Raw genomic sequence first — 12227 nt, 5'->3', positions numbered from 1 at the left:
TTTTGGTCGTTGGTCAACGTCGCAATCTTCCGGCACAGGGGTTGCGTTGAAGGCCCAAGCTTTTTAAGCCGGGCAGAACGTGACTTTCCTCCGGCGGCAACACCCTCCATGCCAGTTCTCGATGCGGCCCTGCTCTTTTTCGCGGGCTTTCTCTCAGGTGCCGTCAACGCCATAGCCGGCGGCGGGACATTCATAACCTTCGGCGCCATGTCGCTGGTCGGCTTGCCGCCGATCGTCGCCAACGCCACCTCGTCGCTGACGCAATTTCCCGGCTACATCACCTCGACGCTCGCCTACTGGTCCGACATCAAGCATTTCTGGCGCACCGCGTTGCTGCTCGGCCTTATCTCGGCTTTTGGCGCGCTGGCCGGTGCGCTCATCCTTCTGGCGCTCGACAATCCGTCGTTCCGCGTCCTGGTGCCCTGGCTGCTGCTCGCGGCAACCGCGCTGTTCGCCGCCGGGCCGTGGCTGAAGCCGGCGCCCAAGCCGGGCCGTCAGGCCGCGGTGGGTTCGCTGGTCGGTTCCCTGGCGCAGTTCGCCACCGCCGTCTATGGCGGCTTCTTCGGCGCCGGCATGGGCGTCATGATGCTGGCGACGCTCGGCCTCACCCAGGCCGGCGACTATCACCGCCTCAACGCGCTGAAGAACCTGCTGGCCGTGGTCATCGCGGCAGTAGCCATCCTGGTCTTCGTCTCCGGCGACGTCATCGCCTGGCGGCAGGCGATCGTCATGATACCGGGCGGCGCGCTGGGCGGCTATGCCGGCGTCTGGATCGCCAAGCGCGTGCCGCAAATTGCCGTGCGTGGCTTCGTCGTCGGGGTCGGCGTGTTTCTTGCCTTCTATTACTTCACCAAGGGCTGAGCGGCTAACAGGTCCGGCCGCCGCTCTTTCGTCAATCTTTCCGATTCGGCGCGTCGCCACGCGGCGATCTTCTGATGATTGCCCGAGGTGAGAACCTCGGGGATTTGCCGGCCCTCGAATTCCTGCGGACGCGTGTAGTGCGGATGTTCGAGCAGGCCGTTTTCAAAGCTCTCTTCATCGCCCGACACCGTATTACCCATCACGCCGGGCAACAGCCGCACCACGGCGTCGAGCAGCACCAGCGCTGCCGGCTCGCCGCCGGAGAGGATGAAGTCGCCGACCGAGACCTCCTCCAGCCCCCGCGCATCAATCACCCGCTGGTCGACGCCTTCGAAGCGTCCGCAGACGATCACCGCGCCCGGCCCCGCGGCCAGTTCGCGCACACGCACCTGCGTCAGCGGTTTTCCACGCGGGCTCATCAGCAGCCGTGGCCGTGGATCGCCCGGTGGCGAGCTATGGTCGATCGCCTTGGCCAGAACGTCGGCGCGCATCACCATGCCGGCGCCGCCGCCGGCCGGCGTGTCGTCGACGGTGCGATGGCGATCGGTGGCGAAATCGCGGATCTGGATTGCTTCCAGCGACCATGTGCCGGCCTCCAGCGCCCGGCCGGCCAGCGACACGCCGAGTGCACCGGGAAACATTTCGGGATAGAGCGTCAGCACCGAGGCGGAAAAACTCACCGGTTGCCCCCGGCGTCCTTCGGCCCGCGCGGCCTGCCCTTCGGGTCGAAACCATCGCTGCCAGGAGCATCGCTGTCTTCGTCATCGATCAAGCCCGCCGCCGCCGGATCGATGCGGACGAAACCGTCCTTGATCGACACGTCAGGAACGGCAGCCTGCGTGAACGGGATCAGCACGCCTTTGCGCCCCGCCAATATCACGTCGAGGATATCGCCACCGCCGAAATTATGCACGGCGACGACCTTGCCGATGTCAGCACCGGTATCGTCCCGGACCGCCAGCCCGACGAGATCGGCATGATAGAACTCGTCCTCTTCGCCGTCGTCCGGCAGCATCGAGCGGTCGACGAATAATTCCGTGCCGGCGAGCGCCTCGGCAGCGTTTCGGTCGCTGATACCTTTGAAGCGCACCACCACGACGTTATTGGCCGGCCTGATGTCGACGATCTGGAAGGCGCGGCCGTCCCTGGCATAGAGCGGCCCGTAGTCGGCCAGCGCCAGCGGATCGCCGGTGAAGGTTTTCACGCGCAATTCGCCCTTGATGCCATGGGCGGCGCCGATCACGGCCATCTGGACAGGGTTTTGCGGTTTGGTCATCGGTGGAAAAATCCTTTGCCTTGCTCTAGCTCCACGCTCTTGTCATTTCAATGACGCGGCTCTTCACCGCTTCCTAACCCGGCTGCCGGAAGATCGCCCGGAAATGGAAGAGCGGCATATCGGAAGAGCGCAATGCAGGAATTCCTCATCCCGGCCAAGCCAGACCTTCAGGCGGCCCGCGAAAGCTGGCTCAAGATGCTGGCGCGCGAGCGCCGGCTGTCGCCGGAAACCGTGGAAGCCTATGAGCGCGACACGCGCCAGTTCCTGCACTTCCTGACCGGCCATTGCGGCGGCTCGCCCGGCATTTCGGATATAGCCGATCTGCGCCCGGCCGATCTGCGCGGCTTTCTGGCTGCCCGCCGTGCCGGAGGCGCCGGCGCCCGCACGCTCGGGCGGGGGCTCGCCGGCATCCGCTCGCTGCTGCGCTTTCTGGAGCGGCGCGGCCTCGTCAATGCGGCGGGTGCTGCGGCACTGCGCGCGCCGCGGCAGCCGAAGTCGCTGCCCAAGCCGCTGACGGCAAGCGATGCGAAACACGTCGTTTCGGTGGAAGGCCAGCTGGCGGAGCAACCGTGGATCGCCGCCCGCAACGCCGCCGTGCTGACGCTGCTCTACGGCTCGGGCCTGCGCATTTCCGAGGCGCTCGGCCTGTCCGGCGCCGATCTGTCGTCGCCTGATGAAACGGTGCTGCGCGTCACCGGCAAGGGCGGCAAGACGCGACTGGTGCCGGTGCTGCCGATCGCGCTGCGGGCGATCGCCCAATACCGCCGGCTCTGCCCCTATCATCTCGATCCGAAGGGTCTGCTGTTTCGCGGCGCCCGCGGCGGCCCGCTCAACCCGGCCATCGTCCAGCGCGACATGGCCAAGCTGCGCTCGGCGCTCAATCTGCCGGACACCGCCACGCCGCATGCGTTGCGCCATTCCTTCGCCACACATCTGCTTGGGCGCGGCGGCGACCTGCGCACCATCCAGGAACTTTTGGGCCACGCCAGCCTGTCGACGACGCAGATCTATACCGGCGTCGACACTGCGAGGCTGCTCGAAATCTATGAAGCGGCCCACCCGCGGGCGTAGCCGACGCATGATTTCGCAAGTTGCAGCCAGGGTATGCGCCGTGGAACGATGTCCGAGACAATTTTGCCGCGCCGGTTAACCGTTTCGCCGTTCTTTGTCTCTAAAAGCGAGCCATGAAACGCGTCATTGCTATCGCCGACCGCACTGCCTTTGCTTCGCTGAAGCTGCTCGTCGCGCTGAACGTCCTGTTTTTCCTCTCTTTCCTCGTCATCGCGCTGCTCGCCGCCGGCAGGGCGCGCGCTGAAACCCCAGCGGCTGAAACCCAGGTCTGCGCCGGCGCCGACATGCTGTCGGCCTTGCAGAAGGACGACCCGGCCGCCTACCGCAAGATCGAGACGGAAGCGGCCGCGACACCGAACGGTAAGGGCCTGTTGTGGAAACTGGAAAAGGCGGGCGAAAGACCGTCCTTCCTGTTCGGCACCATGCACATGACCGACCCGCGCGTGACCGCGCTGCCGCCCGCCGCGCAAAAGGCCTTTGACGCCGCCGACACTGTCGTCATCGAGACCACGGAGGTGCTCGACAAGCAGAAGATGATGGCGGCGTTCCTGAAAGAGCCGGAGCTAATGATGTTCACCGACAGCACCACGCTGTCCTCGCTGCTGTCGCCGGACGATGCGGCGGCGGTGAACAAGGCGCTCGACGCGCGCGGCATTCCACCGGCGAGCGTTGCCAAGATGAAACCGTGGATGCTGTCGACCATGGTCGCGCTCCCGGCCTGTGAACTGGCCCGCCAGGCCGGCGGCACGCCGGTGCTCGACATCAAGCTTGCAGAGGACGCCAAAGCCTCGGGCAAGGCCGTCGACGGTTTGGAGACCGTCGCCGACCAGCTTCGCGCCATGGCCTCGCTGCCGCTTGCGTTTCACATGAAGGGACTCGTCGACACCCTGAAACTCGGCGACCGGGTGAACGACGTCAATGAAACCATGATCGTGCTTTACCAGCGCGGCGACACCGGCATGCTCTGGCCGCTGTTTCGTGCCGTCCTTCCCGGCGACGAAGACGATTCGGCAAGCTATGCCGCCTTCGAGGAAATCATGATCACCAGCCGCAACCAGGTGATGATCGACCATGCCAGGCCGATCCTCGCCAAGGGCAACGTGTTCATGGCGGTCGGCGCCCTGCACCTTCCGGGCGCCGAAGGCCTGGTCGAGAATTTCCGCAAGGCCGGCTACACTGTCACCGCCGCCGACTAGTTGCACGGTCGAGTTGCAGACCCGGCAAGGCGTGATTCGAGGCTACGCTTTGCCCGACTCGCCCGAGGTTTGTCTCAGTACAGGACGGTCGAAAGGTTTAATTTGGCTCGATCACGGTGGGTTTTGCGAGTAAAGTGCTTGCAGACAAACGATTCCCGGCGAAGAATGCCCTGTTTTCGGCGTTTTCGATTCCTAGCGTGAAACCTGTTCAACGATTGCGCGTTGATGTGTGTTGATTGATACTTTTCATCCACGGAGGACACTTTTATGGCGAATCCAAACGACCCGTACACCACTCCGACCCCCCCTCCCAAGTCGGGTGGCGGCAGCACCGGCTGGCTGATTGCCCTGGTCGTCGTTATCCTGGCCATTGTCGCTTATTATATTTTTGGAACAAGCGGTGAGGCGCCAGAGCCTGGTGAACCGCCAGCTGCAACCACGCCGGCCCCGGCGCCAGCGCCCGCTGAACCGACGCCTGCCCCGGCCCCTGCAGAGCCTGCACCTGCCCCGGCGCCGGCAGAACCAGCGCCCGCTCCGGCGCCAGCAGAACCAGCGCCTGCTCCGGCTCCGGCACCCGCAGAGCCAGCACCTGCTCCGGCGCCCGCACCAGCCCCGCAGTGATCGGCTGCTGACTTCAAATACGAACGGCCCGCTGAAAAGCGGGCCGTTTTTGTTTGAGCCGTCAGATGGCTGCCGGGGTTCCTTGGGAAGGCCTACATGTGGATCGGCTTAAAGAAGGTCGCCAGTGCCGCTTCCTTCACCGCTTCCGACATCGTCGGATGGGCGTGGCAGGTGCGGGCAAGATCTTCCGACGAGCCGCCGAACTCCATCAGCACCGCCGCCTCGTGGATCATCTCGCCGGCGCCGAAGCCGACGATGTGGACGCCGAGCACGCGGTCGCTCTGCTTGTCCGCCAGGATCTTCACGAAGCCGTCGGTATGCAGCATGGCGCGCGCCCGGCCATTGGCGCTGAACGGAAACTTGCCGGCCTTGTAGTCGATGCCGGCCGACTTCAGCTCTTCCTCTGTTTTGCCCACCGAGGCGATTTCCGGACTGGTGTAGACGACGTTCGGGATCACCCCGTAATTCACATGGCCGGCCTGGCCGGCTATGATCTCGGCCACCGCCACGCCCTCGTCCTCGGCCTTGTGGGCGAGCATCGGCCCGGCGATGACGTCGCCGATGGCGTAGATGCCGGGGACATTGGTCGTGAGATGGCCGTCGGTCTTGACTCGGCCGCGCTCGTCGACCTCGACCCCGGCATCCTTCAGCCCGAGACTGTCCGAATAGGCCCGGCGTCCGGTCGCGATCAGCACCCCATCCGCCTCGATCGTCTCGGCCGCGCCGCCCTTGACCGGCTCGAAGGTGACGGTGGCGCCCTTCTTGGCCTTGGCGACACCGGTCACCTTGGCGCCGAGCCTGAATTCGATGCCTTGCTTGGACAGCATGCGCTGGAACTGTTTGGCGACCTCGCCGTCCATGCCGCCGAGAATGGTGTCGAGGAACTCGACGACGGTCACCTTGGCGCCGAGCCGCGCCCATACCGAGCCGAGCTCCAGCCCGATGACGCCGCCGCCGACCACCACCAGGTGGCCCGGCACCTTGTCCAGCGACAACGCGCCGGTCGACGATATGATTACCTTCTCGTCGATGTCGACCTTGACCCCCGGAATGCCGGCGACGTCGGAGCCGGTGGCGATGACGATGTTCCTGGTCTCGATCTCCTCGACCTTGCCGTCCTCGCCGGTCACCGACACTTTTTCGGCAGACAGGACCTTGCCGGTGCCGCGAAAGCTGTCGATCTTGTTCTTCTTGAACAGGAAGGCGACGCCGTTGACGTTGGACGCCACTGTCGCGTCCTTGTGCGCCATCATCTTTTCCAGATTGAGCTTCGGCTTGCTGATTTCGACGCCGAGTGTATCAAAGGAGTGGCCGGCCTCAGAAAAAATCTCGGAGGCATGCAGCAGCGCCTTGGACGGGATGCAGCCGATATTGAGGCAGGTGCCGCCGAAGGTCGGGTTCTTCTCGACCACCGCCGTTTTCAGGCCGAGCTGCGCCGCCTTGATGGCGCAGACATAGCCGCCTGGTCCCGATCCGATGATAACGACGTCATAAGCCATGATTTGTCCTTCTGGTCTGCACTCAGCCTTGGCTGGGATTAGCGGCCGCCGCCCACTTCCAAATTCGCGCCTGTCGTATAGGACGCCCCGTCCGACAGGAGCCAGAGAATTGCCGCGGCGACCTCTTCGGTGGTCCCCGCCCTTTGCATCGGCACGCCGTGACGCATCCTCTCGACGCGATCCGGCTGTCCGCCGGAGGCATGAATTTCGGTATCGACAATCCCTGGACTGACCGCGTTGACGCGAATGCCTTCGCCGGCTACCTCGCGCGCCAGGCCGATCGTGAAAGAATCGATCGCGCCCTTCGAGGCAGCGTAGTCGACATATTCGCCCGGCCCGCCAATTCTCGCTGCAATCGAGGAGACATTGACGATGGCGCCGCCGTTGCCGCCATGGCTGGTCGACATGCGCTTCACCGCTTCACGGGCACAGAGCATGGGGCCAATGACGTTGATGCGCATCATGCGCTCCAGCCGTGCTCCGCTCATTTCGTCGACACGCGCCCTCTGGTCGACCACGCCAGCGTTGTTGACGAGCGCATCGAGCGGCCCGAAGACATGATCGATCCTCTCGAACATCGCCTGGATATCGGCCTCGCTGCCAACGTCGCCCTTGATGGCCAGCGCTTCGCCGCCGGCCTGTTCGATTGCCTCGACAAGCGCCGCGGCAGCAGACTCATTCGATGCGTAGTTGATCGCAACACGGTATCCAGCCGTGACGGCAAGCCTGGATGTGGCAGCGCCGATGCCGCGGCCGCCGCCGGTCACCAGCAGCACTTTTTTGGCCGCGCTCATTCCTGACAGCCCTTCAACGAAAAAACATCCCACGGCACCTTTGAAAACCCGTTGGCGCCATAGGCGGTCGACCTCTGCAGCGACGGTCCGAGGTCGGGAAAGATCAGGGTCTTCGGAGCATCTACCCCTTCGGCCGGCAACAGAGCGATGTTGCCCTTGTCATCCGCACTGTAGACGACCCCCTCCCACAGCGTGCAGGCGGCGAGCTCGTCGCCGGTGACGTCGCCTGTCGGGCATTTGTACATCAGCGAACCATGCGGCCGCGCCACGCCTTGCGTCCACATGACGATCCCGTCGAGAACGACATCGTTATCGAGCACCATCTTGAAGGTGTTGGTGACGACAGCCGATCCCCCGGTCGGCCTGAAATCGATCTCGGCCGCACTTTCGGCATCGCCATAGACGGCGAGTTCGAGCGGGCATGCGGCAAAGGCTGCCGATCCCGTCTGCGCAATGCCGGCCGCGAGCACAGCTGCGAAAAACATTCCGGAGTGCAAACGAGAGGAACTCATTCGGTGGCGCAGATCCATTCTCCGGCTCACCTCGACCGGGCCTAGAGATCGAGCACCAGCCGTTCCGGATCCTCCAGGCTTTCCTTGACCCGCACCAGGAAGGTCACCGCTTCCTTGCCGTCGACGATGCGGTGATCGTAGGAGAGCGCCAGATACATCATCGGCCGGATCACGATCTGGCCGCCGACCACCACCGGCCGCTCCTGGATCTTGTGCATGCCCAGAATGCCCGACTGCGGCGCGTTGAGGATCGGCGTCGACATCAGCGACCCGTAAACGCCGCCGTTGGAAATCGTAAACGTGCCGCCCTGCATGTCGGCGACCGACAGCTTGCCATCACGCGCGGCGATGCCCAGCCTGCCGATATCTTTCTCGATCTCGGCTATTCCCATCTGGTCGGCATCGCGCACGACAGGCACGACGAGGCCTTTTTCGGTGCCGACTGCGACGCCGATATGGGCGTAGTTCTTGAAGATGATGTCGGTGCCGTCGATCTCGGCATTGACGGAAGGGATTTCCTTCAGCGCATGGGTGACGGCCTTGGTGAAGAAGCCCATGAAGCCCAGCTTCACGCCGTGCTTCTTCTCGAACACATCCTTGTATTTGCTCCTGAGCGCCATCACCGCGCTCATGTCCACCTCGTTGAAGGTGGTCAGCATGGCGGCGGTCGACTGCGCTTCCTTGAGGCGGCGGGCGATGGTCTGCCGCAGCTTGGTCATGCGCACCCGCTCTTCACGCGACGCGTCGTCGGCCGAGGACGGCGCACGGGCGGCGACCGGCGCAGGGGCCTTCGGCGTCTCGGACGGCTGCGACGGAGCGCCCCTGGCGATCGCGTCGAGCACGTCGCCCTTGAGCACCTGGCCGCGCTTGCCGGAACCCGAGATCTGGTCGACCGCGAGATTGCTCTCGGCCAGCAGCTTCGCCGCCGCTGGCGCCGGCGGCATCGCGCGCGCCTCGATCGGCCCGGCATCGCCGGCGATCTTTGCGGTCTCGGCCGCGGCTTGCTTGACGGTGGCTGCGGCGGTCGGCGCCGAGGCCTGCGATACCGCGTCCTGCTTCGCTTCGGATGTTGACGGCTTCGCGGCTTCGGGTGCTGCCGCCTTTGCCCCGTTGCCCGCCGAAATCATGCCGAGCAAAGCACCGACTTCGACCGTCTCGCCTTCCTTGACGGCGATCTCGCTGAGCGTTCCTGCGGCCGCGGCCGGCACTTCGACCGTGACCTTGTCGGTTTCGAGCTCGACCAGCGGCTCGTCGGTGGCGATCGCGTCGCCCACCTTCTTGAACCATTTGCCGATGGTCGCCTCGGTGACGGATTCGCCAAGAGTGGGGACGCGGATTTCGGTAGCCATTGTGCCTGTCCGTTCTTCTGTCGGTTCTGTTCTATTCGCCGAACTCTGTTCTATTCACCGAGCGCGTCTTCGAGCAAGGCGGCAAGCTGGGCGAGATGCTTCGACATCAACCCGGTCGCCGGCGACGCGGCGGCCGGCCGGCCGGTATAGCGCACCCGCTGGTGCTTGGCGTCGATATGCGCCAGCACCCATTCCAGATACGGATCGATGAACGACCAGGCGCCCATATTCTTGGGCTCCTCCTGGCACCAGACCATCTCGGCGTTGCGGAAGCGTGACAGTTCGGTGATCAGCGCCTTGGCCGGGAACGGATAGAGCTGTTCGACGCGCAGCAGGTAGATGTCGTTGATGCCGCGCTTCTCGCGCTCCTCGTAGAGGTCGTAATAGACCTTGCCCGAGCAGAGCACGACGCGACGAATCTTCGAATCCTTGGTGAGCTTGATCGCCTGGCCGGGGAGTTGCTGGGCATCGTCCCACAACAGCCGGTGGAACGCGCTTTCGCCCGACATCTCCGGCAGTGTCGACACCGCCCGCTTGTGGCGCAGCAGCGACTTCGGCGTCATCAGGATCAGCGGCTTGCGGAAATCCCGCTTCAACTGCCGGCGCAGGATGTGGAAGTAGTTGGCCGGCGTCGTGCAGTAGGCCACTTGCATGTTGTCTTCGGCGCAAAGCTGCAGGAAGCGCTCGAGCCTGGCCGACGAATGTTCCGGCCCCTGGCCTTCATAGCCATGCGGCAGCAGGCAGACGAGGCCCGACATTCTGAGCCACTTGCGCTCGCCCGACGAGATGAACTGGTCGAACACCACCTGGGCGCCATTGGCGAAATCGCCGAACTGTGCTTCCCAAAGCGTCAGCGCCTTCGGCTCGGCCAAGCTGTAGCCATATTCGAAGCCGAGCACGGCCTCTTCCGACAGCATCGAGTTGATGACCTCGAAACCGGCCTGCGCCGCCGACAGATTGTTGAGCGGGATGTAGCGTGTCTCGTCGCGCTGGTCGTAGAGCACGGAGTGGCGTTGCGAGAACGTGCCGCGCTCCGAATCCTGTCCAGACAGCCGGACCGGATTGCCGTCGAGCAGGATGGCGCCGAAGGCCAGCGCCTCGGCCGTCGACCAGTCGATGCCTTCGCCCGACTCGATCGCCTGGCGGCGGTTCTCGAGAAACCGCATGATCGTCCTGTGCGCCTCGAATTCCTTCGGCACCTCGGTCAGCTTCTTGCCGATTTCCTTCAGCGTCTTGACCGGCACGGCGGTTTTGCCGCGCCGCTGTTCGTCCTGGTTGTCGGCTGTGCGCAGGCCCGACCAGGCGCCATCCAGCCAGTCGGCCTTGTTGGGCTTATAGTGCTGGCCGACCTCGAATTCCTGCTCGAGATGTGCCCGCCAGTCGGCCTTCAGCTTGTCGAATTCGGCCTGGCCGATATGGCCTTCGGCGATCAGCCGGTCGGCATAGATCTGCACCGTCGTCTTATGGTTGCGGATGTTGCGATACATGATCGGCTGGGTGAAGGCCGGTTCGTCGCCCTCATTGTGGCCGAAGCGGCGGTAGCAGAACATGTCGACCACGACAGGCTTGTGGAACCTCATGCGGAATTCGATGGCCACCTTGGTGGCATGGACCACGGCTTCCGGATCGTCGCCATTGACGTGGAAGATCGGCGCCTCGATCATCTTGGCGACATCCGACGGATAGGGCGACGAGCGCGAAAAGCGCGGGTTGGTGGTGAAGCCGATCTGGTTGTTGATGATGAAGTGCAGCGTGCCGGCGACGCGGTGGCCGCGCAAGCCGGACAAGCCGAGGATTTCGGCAATCACGCCCTGGCCGGCAAAGGCGGCGTCGCCATGCAGGAGCAGCGGCAGCACCTTGGCGCGCTCTTCCAGCGGCACGATCTCTTCGCGGCTGCGGCCGAACAGAGAGTCCTGCTTGGCCCGCGCCTTGCCCATCACCACCGGATCGACGATTTCCAGGTGCGATGGATTGGCGGTCAGCGACAGGTGGACCTTGTTGCCGTCGAACTCGCGGTCCGACGAAGCACCGAGATGGTACTTCACGTCGCCCGAGCCCTCGACCTCGTCGGGCGCGGCCGAGCCGCCCTTGAACTCGTGGAAGATGGCGCGGTGCGGCTTGGCCATCACCTGGGAGAGCACGTTCAGCCGGCCGCGATGCGCCATGCCGAGCACGATCTCCTTCATGCCGAGCTGGCCGCCGCGCTTGACGATCTGCTCCAGCGCCGGGATCAGCGCCTCGGCGCCGTCGAGGCCGAAGCGCTTGGTGCCCTTGTACTTGACGTCGATGAACTGCTCGAAGCCTTCCGCCTCGACCAGCTTCTGCAGGATCGCTTTCTTGCCGGCGGCGGTGAAGGAGATCTCCTTGTCGGTGCCCTCGATGCGCGCCTGGATCCAGGCCTTCTCCTCAGGATCGGAAATATGCATGAACTCGACGCCGAGCGTCGAGCAATAGGTGCGGGTCAGGATGTCGAGCATCTGCCGGATGGTGCCGAATTCGAGCCCGAGCACGTTGTCGAGGAAGATCGGGCGGTCGTAGTCGGCTGATGTGAAGCCGTAGTTTTCCGGCGACAGCTCGTTGTAATCCTCGAGCTTGGCGATGCCGAGCGGGTCGAGATTGGCGTGCAAATGGCCGCGCATTCGGTAGGCGCGGATCATCATGATAGCGCGCACGGAATCGCGCGTCGCCTGATGGACGTCGGCGTCGGACAGGGTGACGCCGTTCATCACCGCCTTGTTCTGGACCCTCTTCTCGATATGCTTCTCGACGATGCCCCAATCGCCGTCGAGCGCCGAGACCAGTTCGCCATTGGCCTGCAGCGGCCACGAGGGCTTGGCCCATGAGGCGCCCTTGGCATTCTTGCGGACATCGCCGGCATCGTCCTTCAGCGCCGCAAAGAAATCCTGCCATTCGGGGTCGACCGAAGCGGGATCGTCCTCATAGGCGGCGTAGAGCGCGTCGATATAATCGGCATTGCCGCCATAGAGGAAAGAGGTAAGCGAAAATTGGTCGTTGGCCTGATCTTGTCTTGCCATTTTTTTCAGCGGA

The 12227-nt window shown here is 64.2% G+C and carries 10 protein-coding genes; 3 read left to right on the top strand and 7 right to left on the bottom strand.

The annotated features are described in order from the left end of the window. Window positions 1-108 precede the first annotated feature (108 nt). The gene (locus BLT09_RS08850) at window positions 109-861 is read left to right on the top strand and encodes a sulfite exporter TauE/SafE family protein (RefSeq protein WP_091592219.1); all 753 of its coding nucleotides are present in this window, start codon (window positions 109-111) and stop codon (window positions 859-861) included. On the opposite strand, the gene trmD is transcribed toward BLT09_RS08850, so the two are convergent. Both trmD and rimM read right to left on the bottom strand, forming a co-directional pair. Further along, window positions 843-1541, bottom strand: coding sequence for a tRNA (guanosine(37)-N1)-methyltransferase TrmD (gene trmD / locus BLT09_RS08845; protein ID WP_023800593.1), 699 nt, complete (start codon window positions 1539-1541; stop codon window positions 843-845). The two genes, BLT09_RS08850 and trmD, sit on opposite strands and share 19 nt — an antisense overlap. Further along, window positions 1538-2137 carry a ribosome maturation factor RimM gene (rimM, locus tag BLT09_RS08840; RefSeq protein ID WP_023800594.1) on the bottom strand — a complete coding sequence of 200 codons (600 nt, stop codon included), beginning with the start codon at window positions 2135-2137 and terminating at the stop codon, window positions 1538-1540. Before rimM ends, trmD begins: the two co-directional genes overlap by 4 nt. Window positions 2138-2269: 132 nt before the next feature. On the opposite strand from rimM, the gene BLT09_RS08835 reads away from it, so the two are divergent. Continuing rightward, window positions 2270-3208 (top strand): tyrosine recombinase XerC, encoded by a 939-nt coding sequence (locus BLT09_RS08835; protein ID WP_091592217.1) that lies wholly within the window; start codon window positions 2270-2272, stop codon window positions 3206-3208. 113 nt (window positions 3209-3321) lie between these two features. Then, the gene (locus BLT09_RS08830; protein WP_091592215.1) at window positions 3322-4404 is read left to right on the top strand and encodes a TraB/GumN family protein; all 1083 of its coding nucleotides are present in this window, start codon (window positions 3322-3324) and stop codon (window positions 4402-4404) included. A gap of 713 nt (window positions 4405-5117) precedes the next feature. Here BLT09_RS08830 and lpdA read toward each other — a convergent pair. From lpdA to BLT09_RS08800, 5 genes are all read right to left on the bottom strand, one after another. Next, the gene (lpdA, locus tag BLT09_RS08820; RefSeq protein ID WP_091592213.1) at window positions 5118-6524 is read right to left on the bottom strand and encodes a dihydrolipoyl dehydrogenase; all 1407 of its coding nucleotides are present in this window, start codon (window positions 6522-6524) and stop codon (window positions 5118-5120) included. 38 nt (window positions 6525-6562) lie between these two features. Next, window positions 6563-7318 carry an SDR family oxidoreductase gene (locus tag BLT09_RS08815; protein WP_091592211.1) on the bottom strand — a complete coding sequence of 252 codons (756 nt, stop codon included), beginning with the start codon at window positions 7316-7318 and terminating at the stop codon, window positions 6563-6565. Further along, window positions 7315-7803 (bottom strand): hypothetical protein, encoded by a 489-nt coding sequence (locus BLT09_RS08810; protein ID WP_091592210.1) that lies wholly within the window; start codon window positions 7801-7803, stop codon window positions 7315-7317. The genes BLT09_RS08815 and BLT09_RS08810 overlap by 4 nt, the downstream gene beginning before the upstream one ends. Before the next feature lie 68 nt (window positions 7804-7871). Continuing rightward, a complete protein-coding gene (gene odhB, locus BLT09_RS08805; protein WP_023803368.1) occupies window positions 7872-9179 on the bottom strand; it encodes a 2-oxoglutarate dehydrogenase complex dihydrolipoyllysine-residue succinyltransferase in 1308 nt (435 codons plus the stop codon). 50 nt (window positions 9180-9229) lie between these two features. Continuing rightward, a complete protein-coding gene (locus BLT09_RS08800; RefSeq protein WP_091592208.1) occupies window positions 9230-12214 on the bottom strand; it encodes a 2-oxoglutarate dehydrogenase E1 component in 2985 nt (994 codons plus the stop codon). Window positions 12215-12227 lie beyond the last annotated feature (13 nt).

The sequence above is a fragment of the Mesorhizobium muleiense genome (assembly GCF_900099905.1).
GTDB lineage: Bacteria > Pseudomonadota > Alphaproteobacteria > Rhizobiales > Rhizobiaceae > Mesorhizobium > Mesorhizobium muleiense.
Note: the sequence above shows the minus strand (reverse complement) of the source record. Positions and strands in the feature narration are given on the sequence as shown.

Coding starts and splice junctions, on each gene's coding strand:
- BLT09_RS08850 (WP_091592219.1), top strand. CDS start 109: ATGCCAGTTCTCGATGCGGCCCTGCTCTTTTTCGCGGGCTTTCTCTCA.
- rimM (WP_023800594.1), bottom strand. CDS start 2,137: ATGACCAAACCGCAAAACCCTGTCCAGATGGCCGTGATCGGCGCCGCC.
- BLT09_RS08835 (WP_091592217.1), top strand. CDS start 2,270: ATGCAGGAATTCCTCATCCCGGCCAAGCCAGACCTTCAGGCGGCCCGC.
- BLT09_RS08830 (WP_091592215.1), top strand. CDS start 3,322: ATGAAACGCGTCATTGCTATCGCCGACCGCACTGCCTTTGCTTCGCTG.
- lpdA (WP_091592213.1), bottom strand. CDS start 6,524: ATGGCTTATGACGTCGTTATCATCGGATCGGGACCAGGCGGCTATGTC.
- BLT09_RS08815 (WP_091592211.1), bottom strand. CDS start 7,318: ATGAGCGCGGCCAAAAAAGTGCTGCTGGTGACCGGCGGCGGCCGCGGC.
- BLT09_RS08810 (WP_091592210.1), bottom strand. CDS start 7,803: ATGTTTTTCGCAGCTGTGCTCGCGGCCGGCATTGCGCAGACGGGATCG.
- odhB (WP_023803368.1), bottom strand. CDS start 9,179: ATGGCTACCGAAATCCGCGTCCCCACTCTTGGCGAATCCGTCACCGAG.
- BLT09_RS08800 (WP_091592208.1), bottom strand. CDS start 12,214: ATGGCAAGACAAGATCAGGCCAACGACCAATTTTCGCTTACCTCTTTC.